This is a genomic window from Paenibacillus sp. P4_A9, assembly GCF_056402415.1.
In genome coordinates this window covers 160,484-185,782 of the sequence record NZ_JBFUHL010000003.1, presented here as the reverse complement: position 1 = coordinate 185,782, position 25,299 = coordinate 160,484, and the positions used below count along the sequence as shown (strand labels likewise).

Annotated in this window: 22 protein-coding genes, 1 pseudogene and 1 riboswitch; of the genes and pseudogenes, 13 read left to right on the top strand and 10 right to left on the bottom strand. The window is 47.0% G+C overall.

The features are described from left to right. Positions 1–70: 70 nt before the first annotated feature. A riboswitch (cyclic di-AMP (ydaO/yuaA leader) is annotated at positions 71–222 on the bottom strand. A gap of 292 nt (positions 223–514) precedes the next feature. The 5 genes from AC1DVJ_RS04700 to AC1DVJ_RS04680 form a co-directional block, all read right to left on the bottom strand. Beyond that, positions 515–1,744, bottom strand: a complete 1,230-nt coding sequence (locus AC1DVJ_RS04700) for an NAD(P)/FAD-dependent oxidoreductase (protein WP_477588749.1) — start codon at positions 1,742–1,744, stop codon at positions 515–517. Between the two features lie 184 nt (positions 1,745–1,928). Beyond that, positions 1,929–2,729, bottom strand: a complete 801-nt coding sequence (locus AC1DVJ_RS04695; RefSeq protein ID WP_477588748.1) for an EcsC family protein — start codon at positions 2,727–2,729, stop codon at positions 1,929–1,931. A gap of 90 nt (positions 2,730–2,819) precedes the next feature. Further along, positions 2,820–3,854: a polysaccharide deacetylase family protein gene (locus AC1DVJ_RS04690; protein WP_477588746.1), complete on the bottom strand. Its 1,035-nt coding sequence runs from the start codon at positions 3,852–3,854 to the stop codon at positions 2,820–2,822. Between the two features lie 323 nt (positions 3,855–4,177). Continuing rightward, the gene (locus AC1DVJ_RS04685; RefSeq protein WP_477588745.1) at positions 4,178–5,830 is read right to left on the bottom strand and encodes an ATP-binding cassette domain-containing protein; all 1,653 of its coding nucleotides are present in this window, start codon (positions 5,828–5,830) and stop codon (positions 4,178–4,180) included. Further along, complete coding sequence (locus tag AC1DVJ_RS04680; protein WP_477588743.1) at positions 5,821–6,639, bottom strand: ATP-binding cassette domain-containing protein; 819 nt, start codon at positions 6,637–6,639, stop codon at positions 5,821–5,823. Before AC1DVJ_RS04680 ends, AC1DVJ_RS04685 begins: the two co-directional genes overlap by 10 nt. A 140-nt stretch (positions 6,640–6,779) precedes the next feature. Between AC1DVJ_RS04680 and AC1DVJ_RS04675 the strand changes: the two genes are divergently transcribed. From AC1DVJ_RS04675 to AC1DVJ_RS04640, 8 genes and pseudogenes are all read left to right on the top strand, one after another. Continuing rightward, complete coding sequence (locus AC1DVJ_RS04675; protein WP_477588741.1) at positions 6,780–7,391, top strand: biotin transporter BioY; 612 nt, start codon at positions 6,780–6,782, stop codon at positions 7,389–7,391. A gap of 205 nt (positions 7,392–7,596) precedes the next feature. Continuing rightward, entirely contained in the window at positions 7,597–7,899 is a 303-nt protein-coding gene (locus tag AC1DVJ_RS04670) for an S-layer homology domain-containing protein (protein WP_477588739.1), read from the top strand. Beyond that, positions 7,862–8,578, top strand: a complete 717-nt coding sequence (locus AC1DVJ_RS04665; RefSeq protein ID WP_477588737.1) for a hypothetical protein — start codon at positions 7,862–7,864, stop codon at positions 8,576–8,578. The genes AC1DVJ_RS04670 and AC1DVJ_RS04665 overlap by 38 nt, the downstream gene beginning before the upstream one ends. A 142-nt stretch (positions 8,579–8,720) precedes the next feature. Continuing rightward, on the top strand, positions 8,721–9,908 hold the full coding sequence (locus AC1DVJ_RS04660) for a beta-propeller fold lactonase family protein (RefSeq protein ID WP_477588735.1): 1,188 nt from the start codon (positions 8,721–8,723) through the stop codon (positions 9,906–9,908). A gap of 325 nt (positions 9,909–10,233) precedes the next feature. Further along, positions 10,234–11,319: a GerAB/ArcD/ProY family transporter gene (locus AC1DVJ_RS04655; RefSeq protein ID WP_477588734.1), complete on the top strand. Its 1,086-nt coding sequence runs from the start codon at positions 10,234–10,236 to the stop codon at positions 11,317–11,319. After that, positions 11,309–12,424 carry a Ger(x)C family spore germination protein gene (locus AC1DVJ_RS04650; RefSeq protein ID WP_477588732.1) on the top strand — a complete coding sequence of 372 codons (1,116 nt, stop codon included), beginning with the start codon at positions 11,309–11,311 and terminating at the stop codon, positions 12,422–12,424. The genes AC1DVJ_RS04655 and AC1DVJ_RS04650 overlap by 11 nt, the downstream gene beginning before the upstream one ends. Positions 12,425–12,443: 19 nt before the next feature. Further along, positions 12,444–13,889, top strand: a complete 1,446-nt coding sequence (locus AC1DVJ_RS04645; protein WP_477588730.1) for a spore germination protein — start codon at positions 12,444–12,446, stop codon at positions 13,887–13,889. 592 nt (positions 13,890–14,481) lie between these two features. Then, positions 14,482–14,595, top strand: a pseudogene (locus AC1DVJ_RS04640) (winged helix-turn-helix domain-containing protein); the annotation flags it as partial. A 45-nt stretch (positions 14,596–14,640) separates the two neighbouring features. On the opposite strand, the gene AC1DVJ_RS04635 reads toward AC1DVJ_RS04640, so the two are convergent. Continuing rightward, positions 14,641–15,081, bottom strand: a complete 441-nt coding sequence (locus AC1DVJ_RS04635) for a PDC sensor domain-containing protein (protein ID WP_477588957.1) — start codon at positions 15,079–15,081, stop codon at positions 14,641–14,643. 370 nt (positions 15,082–15,451) lie between these two features. On the opposite strand from AC1DVJ_RS04635, the gene AC1DVJ_RS04630 reads away from it, so the two are divergent. The 3 genes from AC1DVJ_RS04630 (at position 15,452) to AC1DVJ_RS04620 (ending at position 18,728) form a co-directional block, all read left to right on the top strand. Continuing rightward, positions 15,452–16,324 (top strand): hypothetical protein, encoded by an 873-nt coding sequence (locus AC1DVJ_RS04630; RefSeq protein ID WP_477588729.1) that lies wholly within the window; start codon positions 15,452–15,454, stop codon positions 16,322–16,324. Positions 16,325–16,449: 125 nt separating this feature from the next. Then, positions 16,450–17,151: a response regulator transcription factor gene (locus AC1DVJ_RS04625; RefSeq protein ID WP_477588727.1), complete on the top strand. Its 702-nt coding sequence runs from the start codon at positions 16,450–16,452 to the stop codon at positions 17,149–17,151. Continuing rightward, a complete protein-coding gene (locus tag AC1DVJ_RS04620) occupies positions 17,148–18,728 on the top strand; it encodes a HAMP domain-containing sensor histidine kinase (RefSeq protein WP_477588725.1) in 1,581 nt (526 codons plus the stop codon). The genes AC1DVJ_RS04625 and AC1DVJ_RS04620 overlap by 4 nt, the downstream gene beginning before the upstream one ends. Here the strand turns inward: AC1DVJ_RS04620 and AC1DVJ_RS04615 are convergent. Then, complete coding sequence (locus AC1DVJ_RS04615) at positions 18,696–20,621, bottom strand: ABC transporter permease (protein ID WP_477588724.1); 1,926 nt, start codon at positions 20,619–20,621, stop codon at positions 18,696–18,698. The two genes, AC1DVJ_RS04620 and AC1DVJ_RS04615, sit on opposite strands and share 33 nt — an antisense overlap. Further along, on the bottom strand, positions 20,608–21,375 hold the full coding sequence (locus tag AC1DVJ_RS04610) for an ABC transporter ATP-binding protein (RefSeq protein WP_477588723.1): 768 nt from the start codon (positions 21,373–21,375) through the stop codon (positions 20,608–20,610). The genes AC1DVJ_RS04615 and AC1DVJ_RS04610 overlap by 14 nt, the downstream gene beginning before the upstream one ends. Positions 21,376–21,551: 176 nt before the next feature. Here AC1DVJ_RS04610 and AC1DVJ_RS04605 point away from each other — a divergent pair, with 176 nt between their 5' ends. Next, positions 21,552–22,223, top strand: coding sequence for a winged helix-turn-helix domain-containing protein (locus AC1DVJ_RS04605; protein ID WP_477588722.1), 672 nt, complete (start codon positions 21,552–21,554; stop codon positions 22,221–22,223). Next, positions 22,220–23,257: a sensor histidine kinase gene (locus tag AC1DVJ_RS04600; protein WP_477588721.1), complete on the top strand. Its 1,038-nt coding sequence runs from the start codon at positions 22,220–22,222 to the stop codon at positions 23,255–23,257. The genes AC1DVJ_RS04605 and AC1DVJ_RS04600 overlap by 4 nt, the downstream gene beginning before the upstream one ends. A 112-nt stretch (positions 23,258–23,369) precedes the next feature. Here the strand turns inward: AC1DVJ_RS04600 and AC1DVJ_RS04595 are convergent, their stop codons facing one another. Beyond that, entirely contained in the window at positions 23,370–24,572 is a 1,203-nt protein-coding gene (locus AC1DVJ_RS04595) for a YhgE/Pip domain-containing protein (RefSeq protein WP_477588719.1), read from the bottom strand. A gap of 82 nt (positions 24,573–24,654) precedes the next feature. Next, the gene (locus AC1DVJ_RS04590) at positions 24,655–25,278 is read right to left on the bottom strand and encodes a TetR/AcrR family transcriptional regulator (RefSeq protein WP_477588717.1); all 624 of its coding nucleotides are present in this window, start codon (positions 25,276–25,278) and stop codon (positions 24,655–24,657) included. Positions 25,279–25,299 lie beyond the last annotated feature (21 nt).

Below are 25,299 nucleotides of genomic sequence, written 5' to 3'. Positions count from 1 at the left end.
TCAATGATCTAATCCCGTAAAATTGACGCAAAAAAACACAAGGATTGACCTTGTGTATTAGACACATGTTCTCCTTTCTCACGATCGCTTACGAGGTTAGCTGTCGGGTTCGGGCCGCGAGAAATCCGCCCTAAAAGGTACTTGGTATCAGCACCATTATTCACCCCATGAAACTCGTGGTTCCCCCGCTTTTCTTAACAGAAAATTAAGCGAAATATTCAACTGTTCAGGTACGAGTTGAATACTACTCTCTTCTTCCAACATAGTAAAGGAGGGAAAAAACGTAAAAAGGTCTTTTCCAGTACCCGATTCCTCCAATAATTCGCTTACATTCAGTTGATTCATTGTTTATCTTCCATTCTCGTAGTGGTTCGAGGTATTTCGGGCAAAATAGAGGGTTGCATTCTTCAAACATTGGTTAATTCATTTATTACGGGGATATTTATTGGAGGAAATCCTTTTGAGATCTAAAAACCTAGTAATAATTAGTGTTTAGATGGAAAAGTTAGCAGCATTAATTCGGCACATGATAATTGCGGGTTGTGGATTTTTGCTTCCAAATCATTTTCTTCCAAATGAGTGGAATGCCGCCGATGAGGTATAAATAGCGGGCATCGATCATTTTTTTGATAAGTGAGGCCATGCGGCCTTTCACTTTCTTGACTTTGAGTAGACCAACAGCCTGACCGCGGCCTAGGGATGCAACTGTGCCTTTGAAATCATATACAAAAGGCTTCATTTCTTTGCCTCGAACAGTCTGAATGAGATTCCTAGCTGCATTATAGCCCTGTTGGACAGCAATTTGGGCATTTGCGGGATATGGCGTACCCTCTGGGCTTGTAACAATCGAGCAATCACCGGTAATGAAGATCTCTGGAAACTGATGCGAACGCAAGCAGCTATCCACTTTTACCCGCCCCCGCTGAACCTCGAACCCCGCTTGCTGCAGCAAGGAATTACCGCGTATTCCCCCTGACCAGACTACCGTTCCTGCGCGAATGAACTCACCATTGCCCAGAATAACTCCTTCCGGTGTGCATGCCTTGATCGCGGTCGATAGCTTATATTGCACGCCCTTGCGGCGCATTACTTCCATCCCGTATTCAATCAGATCCTCAGGAAGCCCGGGCGGCAGCGCCGATGGGGAAGCTTCCACATTATAAATGCGGACATCCGCAGGATCGACATCATAGGTTTTACACAGAACGGGAATGCGGTCCGCCAGCTCTCCGACAAATTCTGTACCCGTGAACCCCGCGCCGCCAACGACGAAGGTCAAATAATCCTTGCGCTTCGGTGCCATTTTGGACTTAGCAAACATATATTCAATGTGCTGCCGAATGAAGCGGACACTGTTAATGCTTTTGATGGACATGGCATATTCATTCAAGCCCGGAATACCGAAGGTCTCCGTCTCACTTCCTAAACCAACCACCAGGTAGTCATAGTCGAGCGTAGCATCTTCCAGCACAATCTTCTTTTCATTAGGCAAAATTTCTCTAACCGTCGACTTCACGAACCGTATCTTCCGTTCATCAATCAAATCCGAAATGGTCACGCGCGCGTTCTCATGATGATCCGTACCGGCAGCCGGCATATGCAGGTGTGTCGTAATGTAGTGATAGTCGTGCTTGTTGACCAGTGTGACGTCCATCTCATTCTTTCTCATCTTCTTCTGCAGCCTTATCGCTGTGACAAGTCCGCCATAGCCTGCGCCCAGGATAACGATTTTGGGTTTACTCATTGCCTCAACACTCCTCCATTTGTGAAATTAATCACATATATGCTTGTGAAAATAATCACAATTAATCACAAGATGAGCCGGTATCCGACTCTCTACTAGTGTATGCGTGAGGTTCCAAGAAATAACTATGAGTTTGACTATTTATGAAAATAAGGCGTGAAAGGCAACTGATCATTCGTCCCTACTACGCCTCAAAGTTAGCGTCCAATTCTGCCGCTTTGTCTTGCAAAGTGCGCAGCCGGTAGCTGTTCATGCCTGTCACGCCGAGCTCCTCGAGCAAGCCAAAGTTGGCCCAAGCGCCGACGACGGCCCCGATGCCGGGGATGAGCTGGAGCATTTTACGAAAATCAATCGTATCCCTGTACTCCTGCTGGAGCTGCAACCAATTCACTTGTTTCATGTAGTCGGCGGCAGGCGGAAAGGACTGCGAGACGGCAGGCCAATTCTTAATGGTGTTAAGCAGTTCCGGCTTCTTCTTCGAGCTAGAGAACGCCAGCTGGAACACGTATAGAATGAACAGTCTCTCTCTATAATCCTTGGTCGAATACCCGTAAATATGCGCTAATTCAAAAAGGAATTTCAACTTAATCCCGATCAGAATCGGAAAATCAGCAAGCCCAAGCAAAATTCCGCCAGCACCCGCACCAGCTCCCTCGGCGGCCGCGATCTTTTTGTAGAGAGATAGCAATTCCTCTGCTTTGGCATCACGATCTGCTAAAGACACGCCCTTTAAGGGATCCGTTGTCGGCATATAGTTCATCCCGAACAGGGTCGTTTGCACAATCCCTTTGACCGTCGCGGTGATCGTATTGTGGACTTTCTCTGGGATCACTTGGTTGATGCGGTTTTGGACAGATTTGGAGGCACGCTCTATTAGGTTCGGTTGCTTTTGCAGACGTATTTCCCAGCGCTTAAGCTTTCTCTGCATTTGCTGCTCGTAGATCGTGTACGCTTGATCCATTGCTCCACCGCCGCCTTTTGTCATCGTTCGTTTAAGTATAGTATACCGTGGAGATGGGCTCAAGGTGATTGGTGGTGTTGGTGGGGGTGGACTGATGAGTCAAATGGGTGCCCACTACTTGGTTTTTGAGAGCTTGTGAATGAACGCTTTCAGGTTTTCTTCTCCGTTGATAAAAAGCCTTTTGAGCAGATAAGGAGACTGATGATTGGTCGTGTAACCTTGTTCGATCGTAAAAGCGTAGCGAAAGCCGTGGTCTTGTAAGAGCTTTAATGTTGTTTGGTTATATTCACCGTAGGGATAGCAGAATACGTCTGCTTGTGTGCCTAGCTTTTCCTCGATTAGCTTTCTAGCTTCAGTGATCTCGAGAGCCTGTTGTTCCGCTGAAAGCCGGGGCAGATGAGGGTGTGTCATGCCATGAGGTTGAATGTCCCAGCCGGCTTCATGTAGTTTCTCGACTTGCTCCCAATTCAGATAGCCATCATGATCGACCATACCTGGTGACATGAAAAGTGTAGCAGGGAAATCGTATTTGGCCAGGATCGGCATCGCCTCCTCCAGATTATCCACATAGCCATCATCAAAAGTAAGCAATACCGGTTTTTCGGGTACCGTGAGCCCGCTTTCATTTTCAATAAGGCCTATGAATGTTGTGAGAGAAATGGGATTGTACCCGTGGTCATGCAGATATTTCATCTGTTCCAACAGCTTCGCTGGGGAAATAACGACCACATTTCCTGGGTCAATTGTGACGCTGTGGTAGTTGAGTACTGGGATACTGACTTTGGATGGGGAAGGAGTGGCAACAACAACGGGCATGTAAGTGACCGCTGTAACGGATGGTGTTGGAGTTGGGGGTATGTCCACTTGGACGGATGATGTTGGCGTTGGCACTGTGTCCACCTGAACGGATGATGTCGAAGCTGGAATTGTGTCCGGCTGAACTTGGACCGGCTGTTCGAGCTTGTCCGGTGTAAAAGCTGGAACCTCAATCTGTGCTGGTGTAGGAGATTCGATCAATTCCTCGGCTTGTACTTCTATGTCGATCGGTGCTGATGAAGGATTGAGTCCAATGATGACAAGGAGAAAAAGCAGGGTAAACAGCCCAGCTAGCAGCGAGTAAAATAGAAATCTCTTTCTTTGGATGTTCATAACTCACCAACCATTTCTAGAGTAATTGTCTATCACTCTATTTGTAAGCAATGGTTGAGAGAATTATTCCTAGATTTAGATGGATGGTTGAGTTTCCAGAGGAACTTCACTCGTTGAGCCTCCTACTCGCACGAGCTACTTCAAAGGTGATTATCCCTTCGGTTATGCCTAACGGACCTGACAGCCTCTATTACATAGAATATAGACAATTTCGATTTCTAACGGACACAAGGAGCGCTATTTGCTGATTTGTGTGCTCCAATGTACCTTTCGAGTGGAAATAACGGCAGTGACGTCCGTTAGATTTTCGTTAGCCGATGAAATTATGTGAAAAGCAGTAGTCCCCATGCTAATAGAGCACCCACCACCAAAATCGTGTCCCCCCGCTGCCACTCTAGCGTGTTCTTCCGTAGAAGCAACGTCTTGCCGTCGATTTGTTTCATTTCCATCGCGACGGTCATTTGCTCCGCTTTGTGGAACATCGCAAGTAATAGTGGAACAACCAGTGCCGGGATGTCGCGCACACGAACACTGCCTGGACGGACAGATGCTTTGCCTCGGGCACGTACGATTGTTGAGAATTGCTGCCACTCCCGCAAGATGAGCGGGATGAAGCGAAAAACAAACGAAACAGCCAAGGAGAAGGACGCCACTGGCAGCTTCACCTTGTGCAAGTATTGCAATGCCCAGTTCAGTCCCTGTACAAGCTGACCGTATGGGGTCGACATCGCGAGCCAGTAACCGACCATTAGGACGAGAAATAGACGTGTCAGAATGAAGGTTGTGCTCCAGCCAATTTCGACCACGTAGCCTAGCGGTGAGAACTCAATCCCTGCTAGAGCGACGGAGAAGATCAAGAAAATCGCATAGGACATCGCGATTTTTCGGATCCCGCGCAGGACACTTCGCGGGAGGCCCAGAAACGCGCAGCCGACGAGCCCTGCGGCCACCGCGAGGCTGCCCCACCCCTGCTGCCCCATCGTCCCGATGGCGAGCAGCAGGTAGAGCAGCCACTTCGCCCGCGGGTCCAGTCGCAACCACCCCGCCATCGGCGAGGGTGGCTGCAGTTGCGGTGGCTGCGCCACGCGCGCGGCAGCCGGCGCCGCTTCCGCAGGCGCCGAAGCGCTAGCGCTGCCGCCTTCGCACAGCGCAGCCAAGATCGCCGACGCGGCAAGCGCCGGCGTGAGCCGATCCGGCGCGATGGCGATGCCAACTCGCGCCATCTCGGCAGCGGCCTCCGCGCAGCTCGGGAGGCCAACCCCGGCGCGCGCTAGCACTTCGTGCGCGCGGCAGAGCTCTTGCGGCGAGCCGTCGAAGACGAGCTCGCCATGGTCTAGAACGAGGACACGGTCCGCTAGCGGAAAGAACGTGTCCAGATCATGCGTGGCGACGACGAGTCCGCCACGGGTTCGCTCGCGCAGCATGCGCAGAAGCTCGCGCACGGCGGCCGCCTCGAGGCCGGCAGTTGGCTCATCCATGAGGAGCCAATCCGGCGCCGTGGCGAAGGTGGTCGCCAGCGCGAGCCGCCGCTGCTCGCCGCCGCTGAGTGCGAAGGGCGAGCGATCCATGGCGAATACGCCATGGGGATCAAGCGCATGCGTCGTCTCGCGGATGCGCCGTTCGCGCGCTTCTGCCGGGAGCTTGTAAGGTCTAAGCGAATAGGCGAATTCTTGACGGATGCTGCGTGCGAACAACTGCTGCTCCGGAAACTGGAATGTTAAACCGAATCGAAGCATTTGCTTGGAATCAACCTTCGTAGGCTTGAGCCAAATAGGCTGTTCGTCCAGCGTAATCGTTCCAGCTTGTGGCTTGAGTAGACCCGACATCACTTGCAGCAACGTGGATTTCCCTGATCCTGCATGGCCGATAAGCAACGTCGTTGTTCCCTCTTGCAGGGTGAAGCTTATATCTTGTAGCAGAGTCACATCCGGTGAATCCGGAGCTATTACTCCTACTCCCTTCAATGCTATCGACATAAGATCGCCTCCGCCAGTTCTTCCATATTTAGAGGTAGGGGGTGTAAGGAGAGTCCTTGCTCGATCAAACTCATCGCCGTTTGAATGGCAAAAGGCGGATCAAAGCCAAGCTCCACACAAGGCGAAGATTTCTCCCCAGCACCTTCGGCTTCACCATAAAAGAACTTGCGCGGATCCCCATCAAAAGTAATCCTACCCGCTCCAAAACCGATCACACGGCTGGCATCCGCCACCTCTTCTAGCCGATGTGATATCCAAACAATCGTCGTTCCACGTTGATGTGCTTGACGTACGGCTTCGCGCACTTCTTTACGAGAAGCAGGATCCAGCATCGCTGTGGGTTCATCCAATAATAGAATCTCTGGCTGAATAGCAAGTGCGGCTGCCAGATTAACGAGCTGCTTCTGCCCACCTGATAATGTTGCCATCGTACGCTCCGGCGAAAGTGATAAGCCTACAGCGGATAGGACGTCCACATACCATTTCCTGCGTTCCCCAGCCGATAGCTGCTGTGCTTGCGATAGGAAGTCCAGTTCCTCCGCGATCGTTTCTCCTATGAACTGTGCTTCTGGCAATTGGAGTACGCCTCGTGTCGTTGAATTCACATCATCCGTTCTACGTTGAATTTGCCCTTCCGACAACGGGTTCAAGCCTAATAGTACACTTGCAAGCGTACTTTTCCCGCTTCCATTTGGGCCCACAACAGCTATCCACTCACCTCTATGAATGTCTAGCGAGACGCCCGACCACACACGCCGCCCTTCACCCGATTCCATTCGATAGACGATAGAAGCATTATTTAATGACATTAATTTCTCTCTCGTAGGCATATGTAAAAAAGTTCCTTTCACTTTTCTAGCAGTTGTGCTATCATCTGTATTGTCAACTTAGTTGCAATGTTTCGGTTGACAATGAATTAACAATACCAGAAACAGGAGTGGTCAACAATATGAAACTTACGTTACGTGGTGTTATTTTCAGTGCTTTATTTGCCGCTATTCTCGTCTTATTCAGCTTCCTTAAAATCTCAGTTGGCTCCGAAGTTCCGATTACTTTGCAAACATTAGCTGTTATGCTCGCTGGAGGTTTACTGGGCGCGCGTTACGGATTCCTAAGTATGGCCCTTGTCGTTGTTCTTACTGCGTTGGGCTTTCCCCTTCTCGCTGGGACCGGAGGTATTGCCAAAGTACTCGGACCTACCGGCGGCTTTATCATGATCTGGCCGATATCCGCGATGCTCATTGGTCTCATTTTACCTCGTATTCGATTAAAAGGCATCATGGGCTATGTCGCTGCGTTCCTTGTTCTTGAAGTTTTCGGCTCCCTCTTTCTTTATTTGGCTGGCGTACCGTGGTTAATGTATAAGGTTCCTACCTATACATTTGCAAAAGCAATGGCACAAGGCTGTTATCCATTCCTTCCTGGGGATGCAATTAAAGCTGTCGTAGCTGCGCTCATCATTGCGCCAGTTCGCCAAGTTTTTCCTCCGCAACGCCTTACCGGTTCATCTTCACACAGCATCATTCAAAATGATACGAAGCAGGATGCGATCGTCAACTAATCATTGCCATTTTCATTCAATCCAACTAAGGGCTGTCCTCCAAGTAGCTTCAACTACTTGAGGGTCGCTCTTTTTTATGCATTTTTACGAAATTGTAATGTCTTGCCCTTCATTTTTATGCGATTGTTATGCGCGAACAAGTAAGCTTAGTCCTGTAGACAACAGCGCAAATAACAAATCCAATAAACTTGAGGAGTGTTTCTCGATGAAAAATAACAATAAAGTTCTAGCCACTCTAACTATCACAGCAACTGTCGGATTATCCGCCCTTCTTCCTTACCATGCTCTAGCAGCAAATCCTTTTACGGATTCCGCAGGTGTTGCACAAATCCAGACTGCTATTAAGCAACTAGCACAGCAGCAGGTGCTGTCAGGCTATGAGAACAATACCTTCAAGCCCAATCAAGCGGTCACACGCAGCGAGATTGCCAAAATGGTAGCCCTCGCCTTCCACGTAAACACTACCGTGGATGCAACGACAGCTAGTCCTTTTCAAATTCACAGCTAGCACAGAGCGCATCCGTTTGGACTCCACAGCGCAGGTTGCCAATGATCTATTTGAAGTTGAATCACATCTAGCTGACGGTGTTGCGGATTACGGTTATGTCATTGCTGCTTACAGCAAAGGCCGACCTGGTTCATTTATCGTTGACGCATGGAATCGTTATAATGGAACGACCTACCAAATCCTTTCTTCCATGCGGGGACGCCAAGTCCAAATCACCCCTGAGGGTGGTGCAGCGATGACGGCTAATTACTTGCCTTTCACGCAAGCAACGGATGGTCGCCAAGCGCCTAAATTCATTTTGCCTAACGGCGAGACCTTCCGCCCTGGTGTAACCTATACGGTTTCCGCAGACTGGGCGACACTTACGAACCCTACTTTTACTGCAAAAGAAATCGCTCCGAATAAGCTTCAATCCGCTGCCGCAGTAGATGCGAAGACGATTGCAGTCACGCTGACGCAAGATCCGAAGGATGAGATCTTCGTTTCACGCCGCGTATCCCTAACTGCTGCCGATGGCACAGTCTTGACTGCTGAATACAGCTTAACGACACGCAAAGGTGCTGTTGGTACGTTCACGCTTTTGAATAATGCTCAACTGGTTCCAGATACGACTTATACGGTTGCTCCAGTGGGTGCTTGGGCTACGGCTTCAGGTGTCACTTTAAACTTGAAAAAGTAATCACTTACTATATAATCGAATGACAAAAGATAAGGAAGATGACCTGCGATCAGGTTCTCTTCCTTACCTTCGTTTGCTAAACTTATCCACAGGTACTGCTGTTTTCTAAAATTCTTACATCCTAATTTAGAGGTGACCATCTATGTTACTGAAAAATATTTTCCAATTCGCACGCTTAACGCCACTCACATTGTTTCTTGTCTTAATTGGCTGTAGCAGCCAACAACCGAACCCCGTCAACAGCCTCAACCCGACGAAGACATCAACACCAGCTCCTACCGCAGCAGCTGCAGCAGCTGCAACACAAACTCCCGCGACGAGTTCATCACCTGCACATACGACCACTTCCCCTTCGACGGCTACTACGACTTTAATGGTGACTCATTCGAAAAGTGACTATATGTCCTTCCTCGATCCCGCTTCAGGCCGATTTGAGAAGCTGGTCGTCGGTAAAGCCCCTTTTGCTATCGCAGAGGGGCCAAATCATCGCGCTTATGTGTCGACAGCTGAAGGTGTTGCTGTCATCGATACGAAGGCCCGTACGCGGATTGCACTAGTACCATATCAAACCAATGTGGGTAAACCACGCTTTGGTGAATATCGCTCGGGAGGCATGGGGATTGCAGTATCGCCAGATGGTAAATTTGTTTATGTCGGTGTCTATTCCGATGGAGGCAAGAGTCAACTAGAAATCTTGTATACGGAAAAGCTCACTATGACGGGGCAAGTCCCTGTCGGCGTTCGACCTTTTGATGTTGTGACTAGCTTGGACGGCCGTGAAGTATACAGTATAGATCACGATGGATACACGGTAACGGCTGTCGATCCTTTTAATCTAAAAGGCCGCACGTTAGAAGCTGCACCTTTCGGTAAAGGCGGCTTCGAGAAGCCGCACTACGCCGCCGTCCGTGCTGATGGCCGTTTACTTCTGCCTTACCAAGGACGCGGTCTTGTGGTGCTTGACCCGAAGAGCGGCAGCTATACAACCGAACCCTTGACGGGCAACACCCATCAGGAAGGCGTCACACTTACCCCGGACGGCAAGCAGCTGCTGATCGTTGGCATCGGCGAGGCAGGCAGCGCAACGGGGAAGCCGAATCTGACCGTGCTCGATGTGAACACTTATAAAGAGAAGATCCTTCCGTTAACCCGCATGCACCAAATGGTTGCCAGCAGCGCCGATGGTCGGTATGCCTATCTCACAGGTGGCGTCACCTATGCTGATACGGGCTGGAATGGCATGACCGTGGTTGATCTCGCAGCAGGTACAACACGCGAATTTGAGCTGCCTGATTATCCGCTTGATGTGCAGCTTCTGACGAAGCAATAGTCGCTGCAGATCAATCCCCCTTCACCATATAACCAAATGTTCGCGGAAACAAAGTGTTAGACTGGAAAATAGAGTTGTAGACTGAGAAAATAAACTATTAGACTCACTCGGCAGCGCTCAACGTGCAGAATAATTGAAGATCAATTACCACAAGTGACGCAAATTTTTTGGTACATGAGGCTAGGACAAAATAGAAAGCCCTGCTCAATTCTGTGTTCAGAGAGCAGGGCTTTTCTTGCACACTAGTACCTAGATGCATTTTGGTATGCATCCACGGATTAAAATACCCAAAATGGGAAAAATATGGCGGAAAGAGGGTGATCTGATGGGCGTTGTAACAAACAGGCAGATATTCTTTATCGTACTTTTCTCAATAACAGCTTCTGCTTTTATGGGTATGCCTGGAAATGCTATAAAAGCAGCGGGGACCGGTGCATGGCTTGCTATCTTAATAGTGGCTATTGTATTTGCGTTTGGAATCTTTATTATTGCAAGTCTGAACCAAATGTTCGAAGGCAAAATCATTCATGAATATGCAGAGCTATTGGTTGGAAAAGTAATGACCAAAATCATTGGTATTATTTATATCATCCACTTTAGTTTCTTTTCAATCCTCCTTTTCAGAGGTTCTGCAGAATTTATTAAAGAAATTTTCTTGCCTACTACCCCTAAATGGGTAATATTGGCGTTATTTATGGCTGTTGCGCAATACATGGTCTACAAGGGAATAACGACAATTGGACGATTGCTGGAGTTTTATGGATTTATTTTTCTTGTTGTTCCGCTAACTGTCCACACAGTTATGTTCTTTGTGGGAGATCTAAACTATATAAAACCGTTTTTTGAACCTGAACTTGTGAAAGAATATATTTTTGGTACAAAGGATTTAATATACGCGTTTGTAGGCATTGAGATTCTGACCATCATTCCTTTTGGCAAAATCAATCTCAAAAGTGGTGTGTGGTATGCCATGATTTCCGTTCTGTATGTGGGACTTTATTATGTGATCAATACAGAGACTTCCGTGATGATTCTCGGAATCAACCAAGTTTTGTTACATAAAGCTTCTCTTGTTGAGGCATTACGGCAAGTAAACCTTCCTTACGCTTTTTTTCTAAAACGGTTTGATACCGCCTTTCTAACCGTTGGGATAATGGCGATATTGTCTGGCATGGCTTCGGTCCTGTTTGCAACTGTTGAAAATACACTAAAGCTGTTTGCAATGAATCAAAGAAATATTGTATTAGTTGTGGTGGGAATGATTCTTTTTATTTTGTGTTTGTTCTTAAATAAACCCGAAGTAGTTACCTATTTGTCGAAAAATATATTGCCGATCAGCGGAATCCTAACAGGATACATTATTCCCATCATCTTATTTGTTTTAGCAAAGGCGAAAAAATATGGGAACTAGAATGATTGCGGCTGTTTTAATCAGTGTAGTGATGCTGTTCCTTTTGGTCGGATGTTGGGATGTTCGTGAAGTAAAAGACTATTCGTTTGTTTCTCTCATAGGCATTGAAAAGGTTGACGATAACATAAAGTTCCACCTGCAATTACGATCAACAAGGAGTAGATCTTCAGATTCTCAAAGCGGAGCAAGTAATAAATCGGAAATTCTAGTTTCAGAAGGAACTAGTTTTACGGAAGCAAGAACCTCCTATTTAAGAGGGGCGGAGAAGGGTGTATATCTTGGTTCAGTTAGAGCGATCGTTTTCTCTAATAATTTTTCTAAAGGTGGAATAGAGGAATATTTCAATCGACTAAGGGGATCGAGGGAATTCAATAAAAGCCCCATTTACATCTTTACTACAAATACGAATTTGGAAAAATTACTGTCTGAAAGTCAAGCCAAAGAAACGAATATTGGCGATAAACTTAAAGAATTGACGCGAGGGTTGGTTAAACAAGGAATGTTGGATGATTCAATTTTGACTAAAGAGATGGAAAATGCACTGGTTAAACATACGGGATATGTGCTGAACAATATAGATAAAATCAACGAAAAAATTAAGGTGAACGGTTATTCCATATTTAAGGATAACAAGAAAGTCGGGTTTATTCCTGAAAGTGGAATTAGAGGCATTAACTATTTCATTTTAAGAAAGCCTTATAATGAATATACAATTGACTTTGAAGGCGTAAGTGTAGCATTTTCCGCACTCGTGAAGCATAAAGAAATCGAATCCTATTACGATGGCAGAAACATAAATTTTATGATTCGAGTATCTCTTCGCTGCGAGATCATTAATTTTTCCAAGATGATTAATCTTTCCTATGAAAAAAAGAAGGAATTGCAAAATATAATTTCAGAATTAGTAAAACAAGAAATGCTAGACACCATAAAAGCATCGCAGGAAAAATACGGGTGCGATTATTTGCAATTGTATAGAGCATTCAGAGAGAAATATAACAGCGATTTCAGAAATATGAATTGGAATGAGAAATATATGCAGGCTAACTACAATGTTATAGTCAAGACAGAAGTGAAAACAGCCAATTTAATAAATTTAGAGTAGATGCAAGTGGGGGGATATGATGAAAAATATTAACTACATGGATGCTCTCAATGATGGTGAATTATCCAAGCATGACATTAAAAAGCGAGAGCTAAAAAACGAAAAAGGTAAAATTACTTTCTTATTTGTAGACCAGCTGACAGACAAGAAAATGCTATCAACTGATGCCATACAGCCAATCAGCATGCTGTTCTCGCAAAAGAAGGACGCTTTATTGAAAGCTCAGGAAGTTCATGACTCGATTATATATGCGATTGATTTAAGTATCGATGATAAGATAAGCAAAATCATTGAGTATATTCTTCAGGGAATGACGGTGGCGATATTTTCTAATGATTGGCAATACATCGTCCTGAATACAAAGAAGAATGAGAAGAGATCAATCCAAGGCCCGGAACTAACCTACACAGTAAGAGGGGCACGGGACTGCTTTATCGAAAATTTGGATGATAATTTGTCTTTAATCCGGTACAGGATTAAGGACCCGCAGCTCAGGTTTACTAATCTTAATGTGGGAAGAAGGACAAAAACAAAAGTTTCTGTTATTTACATTGCGGATATCGCGAATGAAATAGTTGTAGCAGAGGTTACTGATCGAATTAAAAAAATTGATGTGGATGGCATTATTAGCTCTGGAGAGTTGCAAAATTTATTGTTGAACCGATGGTATCACCTATTTCCCCAGACGGGAATCGTGGAACGGTCAGACTTAGCGGCAACAGCACTCCTTGATGGCAAAGTCATTATTTTGGTCGAAGGAAGCGCTTTGGGCATTATAGCGCCAAAAGTTTTTTTGGAATTCTTTGCATCAGGAGATGACATGTTTGACAATTCGTTTATAGCGATTCTCTTAAAGTACATCCGATTAATGTCAGGCTTTCTTTCCATTTCTACTACTGCCTTGTATGTGGCAATCTTGAACTTTCATATCGATGCGCTCCCCATTGATTTCATTGATTCGCTCAGCACCTATTCTCAACATGTACCCTTTTCCACATTTGTAGAGGCTTTAATTTTAGAAACTCTCGTTTTGATTCTTAGAGAAGCCATGATCAGAGTACCTAAACAGATCGGTTCTGCTGTAGGTGTACTGGTAAGTATCATTATTGGACAAGCAGCAATTTCAGCGAATATTTTCAATCCGCTATTGCTGATTGTAGTCACGATTGGACTGATTACAGCCTTTGCTATACCGGATTATACGATGACCAGCCCCTTAAGACTCATCAGATTTTTCATGTTATTTGCGTCTGCTTCATTTGGTTTAATCGGGTTTACATTAGCACTTACCATCGTTTTTACAAACCTTGTTTCCATAAACTCATTTGGAGCACCCTATTTTGCCCCAATGGCGCCCTTTAACTGGCAAGATCTTAAGAACCAGTTTTTCTTTAGAAGAGACAAGTCTTTTTTAAGACCGAATTTCTTAAGAAACAAGGATAAGACTCGATCTAATAAGCGGTAAGATAGGCGCCGATCATGGCACCTAAAATTGTTTGAAAATTGTCAATTGGGTTGAAAATCCATATTGCTACGAGTTGCATAATGAATAAAGGGATATCCTTTAGGCAGTCATTAGTCTACAATTGCGCTATCCCTCAGAGTGATTCTATTTGAGGTTAGAAATTCGCCGTTAGACCTGATATGGTGAACCGTATCATAAAGGAGTTAAGGTCATTCCGCTCCCTCGGTATGATTTGATTTAATGGGAATAAAGGATATTGCACAAAATGGGGTGCCCCTTTAAAAGGTCAAAAAGGAGGCCAACTTGTGTGGATACAAGGTAAAACACGTTGTATAATGACATCTTTTACAATAGATGAAAATGAGATGATAAAATACGCAAAAAGTATGAGATCAATCGAGTGACTTATTGGATAAATATAAAGAAGAAACCACAAAACAATACAGTCACAGACCACATTTTACAATAACCCCTGTAAGAGAACAAGAACACGAACGGGCAGCTTAGTTCCAATATGTGTTAATTATTCGAGGTGTAAAAAAACGCCGGTGACCTTTTAGCTCAGCGACGGATACGACTAGGCGGTACGGAAGTGAAATATACGGAGACGGAGTATAATCTGTTCGTTCTTCTTTTGCAGCATGAAGGAAAAGTAATGACGCATGAACAGCTGTTGGGTGAGATATGGGGAAGTGAGTATCGCGATGAGGTGGAATATTTACGCGTTACGATCGCGCGGATTCGGCAGAAGCTAAAGGCCCACTCCGAAGGAAGAAATAATGGCTTTCTGTGCAGCCTTCACACGTGCTGTATAGTCCCGGTCATTGACATCCGTACCAATCAAATCCGTCGACATCTGATGTGTCGCTTTGATGGTTCCTTTATCATCCACCACATAAATGCCCGTGAACCCCTCCAAATTCTCTTGGAGCGATTGCAGCTTCAACGTCAAACTCTCACGGTTCCTGAAAGCCGCATCCGAAGCCGAAATCGTAGCCGCTAAGGTTTCAACGGCGTTGCGATGATAGGACATATATGCTTCTACCGCGTCCCCGAGTCGATACGTCGTCTGCCGCTGGTTCTGATTCGTTTCTTGTGTAATATGCTTAATTTGTGAAACCTGGAAGCCGCCTAGAATTAGGATCGGAATCAAGGCCATTAGGGCAAATGTAATCGTTAAATGTGACCTCATGGAATAATGCTTCAATATGAAAATACCCCGCTCTCCATCGCAATCATTTGTTTAGCTTCCAACTTATTTTACCACTGGCAAATTTGTAATGAAAATGAAATCTAACCTTCATGTTGTTTTAATGTAAAGTGCCTATAATAAAGACCAACCCCCCTTTAAAATATAAACTTAGACCCACAGCCCGTTGCTGTGGGTCACTTTTTTTTGGGGGGCGGATGTGGGGAATCCTGAGACCATTCAAACTTCCCCGCCAATCACACAATTTCCCACAATCTTACGATAGGATGTCCATAATCTTTCGGTACAGTAAGGGTGTAAGGGAAATTAATCATCCCTGCACGCTACATAAATCGAAAGGAGTTTTCACAATATGAACCCTACTTGGAAAAAACGCGCCCTTCAAACGAGCATGCTCGCCCTTCTAACAACAGTCGCAATCGGCGCTGTAAGTGCTTCTGCAGCAGAAACTTCAACAACGAAACCAGTCAAATCTTTTCAGATGGTGAAAGCTGGTAGTGCTAGCGCTACCGTCGCAGCGCCTGCTTTCCACATCGGTTCAACATTTGGCGGCTTACTTAATAACCCTGCCGTTGAGCGCAATTACTTGAAACTGCTGGTGACCACTTATTCACCAGACTCCCTCGCTGATTGGCAGAAAGCGCTAGAGGATCGGAAGCAAGCTGAGGCGGAAATGCCGAAACCAACGCTTGCGAAACGATTCTCCTTGAAAGATGGCGAGCAGTTGAAAATTGATGGCGCTGTGCCAGCGGATACAATGTTCTTCTCTGCGGATGGTTCTGCAAAGCCAATCGAAGGCAATGCGCCAGCAGGCACGATGTTCTTCTCTGCTGTAGGTTCCACTGAGTCAGTAAAAGGCCTGCCTCCTCTTGCTGAGCTGAAAGAGCTGCCTGAACTGCCAGAAGCCGCTGAGGGAATGGTCATGCCTAAACGGATTATGATCCAACGTTCGGCTCCGGATGAGGTGCAAAAATCAGGTAACCGAGTTCTTCCAGTTGAGCCAGGTGCCGCTGGTGGTATAATAATAGGCGAACCTGTGCAACCCGAATCTATCAAGCTGCAGCAAAAACTCGTTGAAGCGATCGAAGCCGATAATGCTGAATCGATTCGTGCTGCCCTTGCTGATTACTTGAAAGAATATGTGAAGCAATCCGAACAAATTAAGAAATTTGCCAAGGAAATTAAAGAAAAGCTCCCAACTGAAACAGAGTCGGAGTCGAAATAAACAGCTGCACGTCCTCTATGTAGGAACGGAAGGCTATACCTGCAAGAGAAGTGGAACCGATCGCATTCATGCGTTTTCGGCTCCACTTTTCCCCATGTTATCAGGCGTTAAAGGAGAGATATACGATGTATAGCATCTATCTAGTAGAAGATGAAGAACATTTACGAGGCGTGCTAGCCGCCTATTTGGAGAAAGAGGGGTGGCAAGTGCGTTCGTTCCCTGACGGGACCTCAGCGAGAGAAGCAATCTCGGAGCGGCCGGACTTGTGGGTCCTCGATATTATGCTCCCGGGCGTAGACGGCTTCCAGCTCATGCGTGAGATTAAAGCGGATCAGCCGTCGCAGCCTGTGATTTTCATCTCGGCTCGCGATGCTGATATTGACCGCATCATTGGGCTTGAGCTTGGCAGCGATGACTATTTGGCCAAGCCCTTCCTGCCGCGAGAGCTGGTCATTCGATCCCGCAAGCTGCTTGAGCGGGTCTATGCGGGTCACAGCAACAGCAGGCAAATGACTGCCACCGAACCCCGCAGGGCGAAACTCATCACTTTTGCCTCCTACACCATCGACGAGCCAGGCCGTATGGTAGCCGATCATGATGGCACAACCTTAGACCTAACGTCCAAAGAATTTGAACTGCTGCTGTACTTCGTTCAGCACCACGGGCAAGTCCTGGAACGCGAGCAAGTGCTTCGCGCTGTCTGGGGAATCGACTATTTCGGCACGGACCGCGTCGTCGATGATTTGGTGCGCAGATTGCGCCGCAAGCTGCCTGAACTGCGTTTAGAAACCGTATATGGATACGGGTATAGGATGGTGAAAGCATGAAACTTCAACTAGGCCGATGGCCGCTCGCTATGAAGTTATGGGGAGCCTTCGCGGCGTTAACCCTCTTCATTTTCACGCTGCTCGCGGTGTTATTGCCTTGGACATTAAAGGGCTTTTTCACCGAGCAGCTGTATGACATTTTGATGGATACCCAAAGCGGTCTGCAGGTAGCAGCAACAGCAAGCGCAAGCTCTGCCTTCGCCATTCCTTTGTCTCCTAAGCCCGCAGATGATGAGATGAGGGCAGCTCCTATTTTCACCCAAGCAGGCAGCATTCGCGTGAAAGCCGATGGGGAAGGAACTCCCAATGCGAACGTGCTGCGTCCAGACGTTAGATTGAACCTCTCAACGGGAGTCTCTGCCGGAACGCCCCCAGTTGGGTTGGATCCCGCCACACTATCTGCTCAGATCATCGCACCGATGGAAGCCACCATTGCTGGTCCTTCTATTCGCCATTTCACGATCAATGGTACACAAGCTGCACAAGCCATTGAAGCGACTTCTGGAAGCACGGAACCCGTCATGGCAGCGATGGAGAAGGATGCGCTTGCCCAGCTCCTACCCGTTGCGAAGTATACGCGTACAATTGACAACGATAGTATCTTTTACGTGATCCGCAAAGAGATCGTCGAAGGCGCCCCACGCTTCATCATCTCCTACGCATGGGGGAACTATCGGAATGACCTGATCATGTCGATGTTCGGCAGACTTATGCTGCTGATGGTCGCCCTGATCGTGGTTAGTTGGCTGCCCTGCTTACTGCTGGCGCGCTACTTCACGCGCCCGCTTGTTCAGATGGAAGCCCATGTCGGACGCATGGCAGAGCGTGATTGGCATGAGCCCATCGAAACGGGGCGTAAGGATGAGATCGGCCGCCTCGGCCGAGCAATCGAATTGATGCGGCAGCGTCTTGTGAAGCAAGACCGTGCGCAGCAATTTTTCCTGCAGCATACGTCCCATGAACTAAAAACCCCCGTCATGGTGATCCGCAGCTACGCGCAATCGATCCAAGACGGGGTGTTTCCGAAGGGCACCTTGCGTGCCAGCATTGATGTGATTATGAAAGAAGGCGAACGCCTTGAGAAGCGCATTCGCGATCTGCTGCTATTGAATAAGCTGAACTATTTTACAGCGAAGGAGAAACCATTCCACGCTTTCGAGATCCACGCCGTGCTCGAAGATGTCATTGAACGCCTCCGCTATCGGCGGCCTGAGCTGAATTGGGAGCTGGATCTCCACGAGCACACACTCGTCGGTGACCAAGAGCAATGGAAAATTGCGCTCGAGAATATGCTCGACAATCAGCTCCGCTATGCGGAAAGCTGCATTTGCGTCAGCATCAAACCTGCTCCGTATTTTGAAATCCGCATGTCGAACGACGGTCCTTTGCTCGATGAAACCATCGCAGACAGTCTATTCGAAGCTTTCCGCAAAGGAGGCAATGGACAGTTCGGACTGGGTTTAGCCATCGTGAAACAAATCATGGATCACCACGGGATGAGCGTGCGTGCCGTGAATGAGGCAGATGGCGTCACTTTTACCATTTTACCTGCCAACGATGCGGTTGGAGGCTCCTAGACATAGCACATAGTAGCAGAAATAAATGGCCGCATATAAGATCGTCGTAGATAGAATAGGCACGAGAAGATTTCCGCTAATCAGCTGGATCGTTGCCAGAGCCTTGAGAACCATGATGCTGTGCACAACCCCAATCAAAAGTGGAAGCAAGAACACGAACAGCGTCTGCTTGGCAATGGTCGTCCGGATTTCTTTGCGGCTCACGCCGATTTTGCGCAGCATCACATAGCGGTCTTTATCTTCATTGGCATCGGTTAGCTGTTTGAAGTAAATCATACAGCCCGTCGCAGCTAAGAATACAAGCCCGAGGAAGCCAAGTGTGAAAATATCTAAGCCGGCTGACTCCATGTTCTGCCGATATTGAAAATAGTAGGTGGACATCCCGTTTTGTTCCGTTTTCAGCTTCATTAGGGTATCACTGGTCAGCTTCGTTGACCCTTGATCCTTGACGACATACCCTTTGTACGTCACTTCGTCTGATCCTGGGAGCAGCTTGGCATACAAGCTGTCGCTGACAATGAAGACGAGATCAGGAAAGCCCCAAGGCAGCATTCTACCTACAATCAGCTGCTGGACCGTTAGCGTTTGGTTACCTGCCGGAGCGCCAACGGAAATCGTGTCTCCTTTCACCTCATTCAAGGTGAACGTCGAATATTTCGGCTGAATAACCGCAACATCATTGTCTTGAAGATCAACCTGCCCCTCTCTGTCTAGCGCCTCTGAGGTACGATTGTACATGGAGGCTGACACAATCTTAATGGGAACCGAACTAGGTGAATGACTCGATGGATGATAGAAGAAGTTCGTCACATCCGCAGAAACTCGAATGATCGGCACATCAAGCTTTGCCTTAATCGGATGATCTTTATCCTGCTCCAAAATGGCACTAAACTGCCCATCAAAGCTAGCTCCTTGCGAAATGTACATGTAGCTAAACGGAGCTTCCTCCTCGGCTTCCTTGGTTACTGTAAAATAAGAGCTTGATCCAACCGTAACCGCACAAAGCGTTAGCGCGCTTAGCAGCGCAATCATCGTGAACATCCGCGTATTCCCACGAATGCGATAAATCAATTGAGCTGTTGAGATCATATTCATGCCTCGATAGTAGCGAGACTTCGTCTTTTGGGCGATTTTCAGGATGTAAATGAGTGCATATCGAAATAGCAGATAGGTGCCGGCAATCAAGCTGCCGAAGATAATGAGGAAATTCCGCCCCATTTGCGCGCCTGTCGTCATCGGTTGGAACACTGTCCAATAGCCGATAACCAACAGCACTACGGCCAATATAGCTGAAAAAGCCGATGGCTTCGGTACCTGCTCCCCTTCTTGCTCCGCTTTGAACAATTCCACGAGTTGGAATCGATAGATTAAGCGATAGCTATGGATCGAGGTCACCACGATGATAATCGCAAACACGATCAGTGTGTTCACAATCGCCTCGGTCGAAATACTGAAGCTGACTTCAACGGTTGAATCCAACAGCTTCAGGTACATCATGGCAAATAGCTTGGACAATAGCGTGCCAAGCACAATACCAATGGCTACAGCCCCAATGCCCATCATCATATTTTCATAAAATAACATCGTCCCAATCTTCCGCTTCCTCACACCAAGCAAGGCGTAAAGGCCTACCTCCTTCTTCCTCTTTTTAGTGAAAAACGAGTTAGAGTACCAGATAAATACAGCCACGAATAGGATCAGAATGATCGAGGCTTGCTGGAAAACCGAGCGCATACCATCCCATCTCTGCACATTGGCCGCAATTTCTTCGCTGTATCGCAAGGATACGAACGTATAGTAGATCACGACACTGAAAATCATCGAGATGAAATAGATCAAATAGTTCTTCAAATTCCCAAGGACGTTCCTTCTAGCCAGACTAAATAAGGTCACTTGCCCCACCTCCTAGTACCGAGAGCACGTCCATTACCTTGTTGAAAAATTCCTTCCGAGAAGAGGTCCCCTTATTTAACTCCGTAAATAATTTACCATCTTTAATAAAGACGACGCGTGTACAATAGCTAGCTGCAAAGGCATCATGCGTCACGATTAAAATGGTTGATTGATCTTGCACGTTCAAGCTCTGCAAGCTTTCTAGAAGCTCTGTCGCCGACTTGGAGTCGAGCGCTCCTGTCGGCTCATCCGCTAGAACGAGGCTGGGGTTGGAGACAATGGCGCGACATGCGGCAGTACGCTGCTTTTGCCCGCCAGAAATTTGATACGGATATTTGTCTAGAAGTGAATCTATGCCAAACTTCTTGGCGATAGCCGCTACTCTGCTTTCTAGCTCAGCCACCTTCATTCTCGCTAGCGCTAGAGGGAGGATGATATTCTCCTTCACAGTCAGCGTATCCAGCAGGTTATAGTCCTGAAAAATGAAGCCTAGCTTGTCGCGGCGAAACGCTGCCAGCTCCGCTTCCTTCATCTTCATCAGTGAGATGCCATCCACTGTGATTTCCCCCGAGGTAGGTTGGTCAATCGTGGCCAGCAAATTCAACAGCGTCGTTTTGCCCGATCCGGACGGGCCCATAATGCCAACGAACTCGCCTTGTGTGACGGTCAAATCGATATCCTGCAAGGCTGTGAATACATTTCCTTTGGATCCATATACCTTCTTCAACTGCTTAGCTTCAACGATGGTTTTCATATCGGTTATTCCTCCAATAAGCATGTTTATTTCTTTATACCTCTATCCTACTATCTCCGTGTCCCTGCAACCATCGAAGTAACTTACAACTCCTCTGCGTTACCTTACAATTTTGTCATGATTGTGCTACCATTTCTGGTAAAGCAACATTTGTCAGGCTTTAGGAGGTGTCCGCTGTGAAAATTATGATCGTGGAAGATGATAAAACGATACGAGATACGGTAGCTGAAGCACTTGGCCGCTGGGGGTTTGAAACGGTTATCGTGGAACAATTCGACTCCGTACTCAACATTTATGTGAAGGAAAATCCTCATCTCGTACTCATGGACATTAATTTACCGGCGTTCGACGGCTTCTACTGGTGCCGCCAAATCAGGGAAGTATCGAACGTGCCGATTCTCTTCCTCTCCTCCCGTAATACCCCGATGGATATGGTGATGTCGATGAATATGGGTGGCGATGATTTTATCCAGAAGCCCTTCTACACCGACGTTCTCGTGGCCAAAATCAATGCCCTGCTTCGTCGAACCTACTCCTACATGGAAACAGCGGCCAATGTGATGGCGCATAATGGGGTCGTCCTTAACTTGAAGGATGGCGACATTTCCTGTGGCGATCAGAAAACAGAGCTCACTCGAAATGAGTTCAAAATTCTAACGATTCTCATGCAGCATCAAGGCGCTATCGTCAGTCGTGAGCAGATGATGCGCGGTCTCTGGGAGGATGAAAGCTTCGTCGACGATAATACGTTAACCGTTAATATTACCCGCCTGCGCAAAAAGCTTGCAGAACTTGGACGCGATGATTTCATCTCAACCAAGAAAGGGCAAGGGTACATCATTCCATGAGCTTTCTTTCGTATTTGAAGGATAAACGATATTTCCTGGGGATGTATGCGGTGACGATGTTATTCGTTTCGCTCATTATGCTCGTCAGTGTGAAAGATCAGGCTGCGCTTAACAATATTGCCTACACGAATGCAGGCTGTTTCCTATTTGCTGCCTCTTATGTTACAGTTGGCTACTTCTATCGGAAGTCCTTCTTCAAGGAACTGAATGAGTTTCTAGGCAAAAGCAAACATCAAGATTGGGCCATCGAAGCGATGCCCGAGCCTCAAAACGACGAGCAAGAGCTCTATCTCCAGCTGTTAACTCAACTGTCTAGGGATCAAGCTCATGAGGCGCAGCTCCTGCATGCGGATATCCGAAACCATCAAGACTTCATCCTCTCTTGGATTCATGAAGTGAAGCTGCCCATTGCAGCCAGCCGTTTGATTATGGAGAACCGTGCAGGTAAAACAGCCGAATATCTCGTGGACAAACTCGAAGATGAGCTTAGCAAAATCGATAGCTATGTGGAGCAAGCGCTCTATTATTCGCGAATTGACTCCTTCTCGAGAGATTATTTCATCTCAGAGTTGGCACTGACCGCCCTTGTGAAGGATAGTGTCAAGAAGGTGGCCAAGCTGTTTATTGCCAAACGGATACGTCCCGACATGGAAGAGCTAACCCACCATGTGAACAGTGACAGTAAGTGGTTGGGCTACATCGTGAACCAGATCGTGGCGAATGCTTTGACGTATACGGAGAATGGCGGGAGCATCCTATTTCATTCCGAGGAAACGGAGTCTGAGAAGCGACTGATCATTCAAGATACCGGGATCGGGATTGATTCCGCTGACTTGAGCCGCGTATTCGATAAAGGCTTCACCGGGAAAAATGGCAGAACGCATAGCCGCTCTACCGGGATGGGACTCTACTTAGCCAAGCAGATGGCGATCAAGTTGGGGCATGATCTGTCGATCACCTCAACCTTGGGCGAGGGGACCACAGTCACGATTCATTTCATGAAGATGCAGTATTATAATGATTTGCGATTATAGTGAAAAAGCCTCCAAACCTGTATTTTCAGGTTGGAGGCTATTTGGTGATTCGTGGAATCTACGCCCCGGCCATTCGCCGGAACTACTTTTCTGTTGTATCTACAACAGATGATTATGAACGAGAAGCCTCTACCTTAGGGGCTGGTTGCTCATGTTTTTTCAACAGCGAAAGCAGGATGACCACCAGAGCGCCTGCTCCAATCAAAGCTAGTGTCCAAATCGGACTGCTCAAATTCAAGTTCTGACGGAAGTAGAATAAGTCACGTAGACCTTCCGCAGAGAAGCGAAGCGGCAGCCAGGAATATAGCCAGTCGTGGCTGAACGATGGCAGTAGCTCTGGAGGTAGTGAAAGCACTGGTGCGCCGAAGAAGAAAATGAGCACGAAGATGGGAATCCCTTTAAATCCAAGCCAGCTAACAACGGCAGTTTGTAGTAGGAAAAAGGCAAATCCGACTAGGCATAGGAATAAGAAGATTTTGCCGTTATCCGGAATCGATAGACCCAACCATGCTCCCGCTACGAGAAGAATGCTTGCCGCCGAAGCAGCTGTAACTACAAGCCCGCTCACTAATTGTGACAATTGAATACCGAGACGGTGCAAGCGGGATCCGGTTTGTGTCGCTTTGCCTGCTGCCAAGAAGAGCAAAATCGTCGTCACCATCGCTCCAAACCAAGCAAGCTGCGTCAACACTACAGGGGCGTTGCCATTGGCGCTGTTTGTGCCGACGGCGTTTACGTTTTTGCTTGTGATGACAATCGGTGTAGCGAACGCTTTGGTTTGTTCAACAGTGAGGGTTCCGCCTTTTTGGCTGACTTGCGCCAGCAGCTGCTCTCTCACTTGACCGTTAACGCCATTAAGGATCTGCGTCAGCACCCCATTTGCCATCGTAGCCGCGGTGTTATTCATCCCTTGGTTCACATAAAGTGTTACGGATGACGCCTGCGGCCCAGGAGACAATAAGCTTGCTAGCTTATGGCTGAAGTCCGCCGGAATGACAATCGCTGCGTACGCTTGCTCGCGATCCATCGCATCGATGGCTTCTTGTTCACTGGCTAATGTTGTCCATTTGAGTGGGGACACCGTAATAGCTAGATCTGGAACAGCCGTTATTTTGTCTTGAATGAGCTTGCCGAAATTCATGTCTTGACCTGTCGGAAGCTTCTCACCCGCATCCATTTGAACGAGTACAACAGGCAAATTCTTAGGCATGGGGTTTACAGTAGAACCGAGTTGAGCAACCCCTAGTAATAGAATAACGAGGAAAACGACAATAATGGCGAGATACGGGTGTTTCTGTTTGAAAAAATGATTCATAGTAAAACCTCCTTGTGATTAATTTAATTAAAATTTGATTCAATTCATTCAACGATGTGTGAACGAAATTACTAAAAAAGAATCACTTTCTCCAAAGTGATACGGTGAAAGCGATCATTTTTTTCAAATAGCTGTCTACATCTGGCTCAACCAATTTTACTGGCATGATTTGCCCTATTATCGCCATCATACCAACGGAAATGACTTGCTTAGCTGCCAAACGAAAGTCCATTTCTTGAATCTCGCCCGCATCAGCTCTTCTAGCTAACGCCTCAGATAACGCATTGTGCCTCTGCAGGATCAACTCGTTCATGAAATTCTTATCCTCGGATAAGATATTATCTGCATCCCGAAGCATAATCTTCATGAAATCCGGATCTCCAAGAAGCGTCTTCACTAGTCCGGAGATAAATTGGTATAACGCATCTTCCAACGGCAGACCTGGGTGAATCTTTTTAATCAACTGATCCATGATCTCCATACGAGTATGCTGCGCCTCGCGGAAAATCGTCTCCAAAATCTCCTGCTTTCCTCCTGGAAAGTAGTGATATAACAAGCCATCCGTAATCCCGATATGCTTGTTCATGGCGCGAATTGACGTCCCGTGGTAACCATGCTGAGCAAACAGTTGCTTCGCACCAAGTAAAATCTGTTCCCTACGCTCAGCAGCTTGATGATCGCGGCTTGTTTTCGGCACTCTTTTCATCTGATGATCTCACTTCCGTTA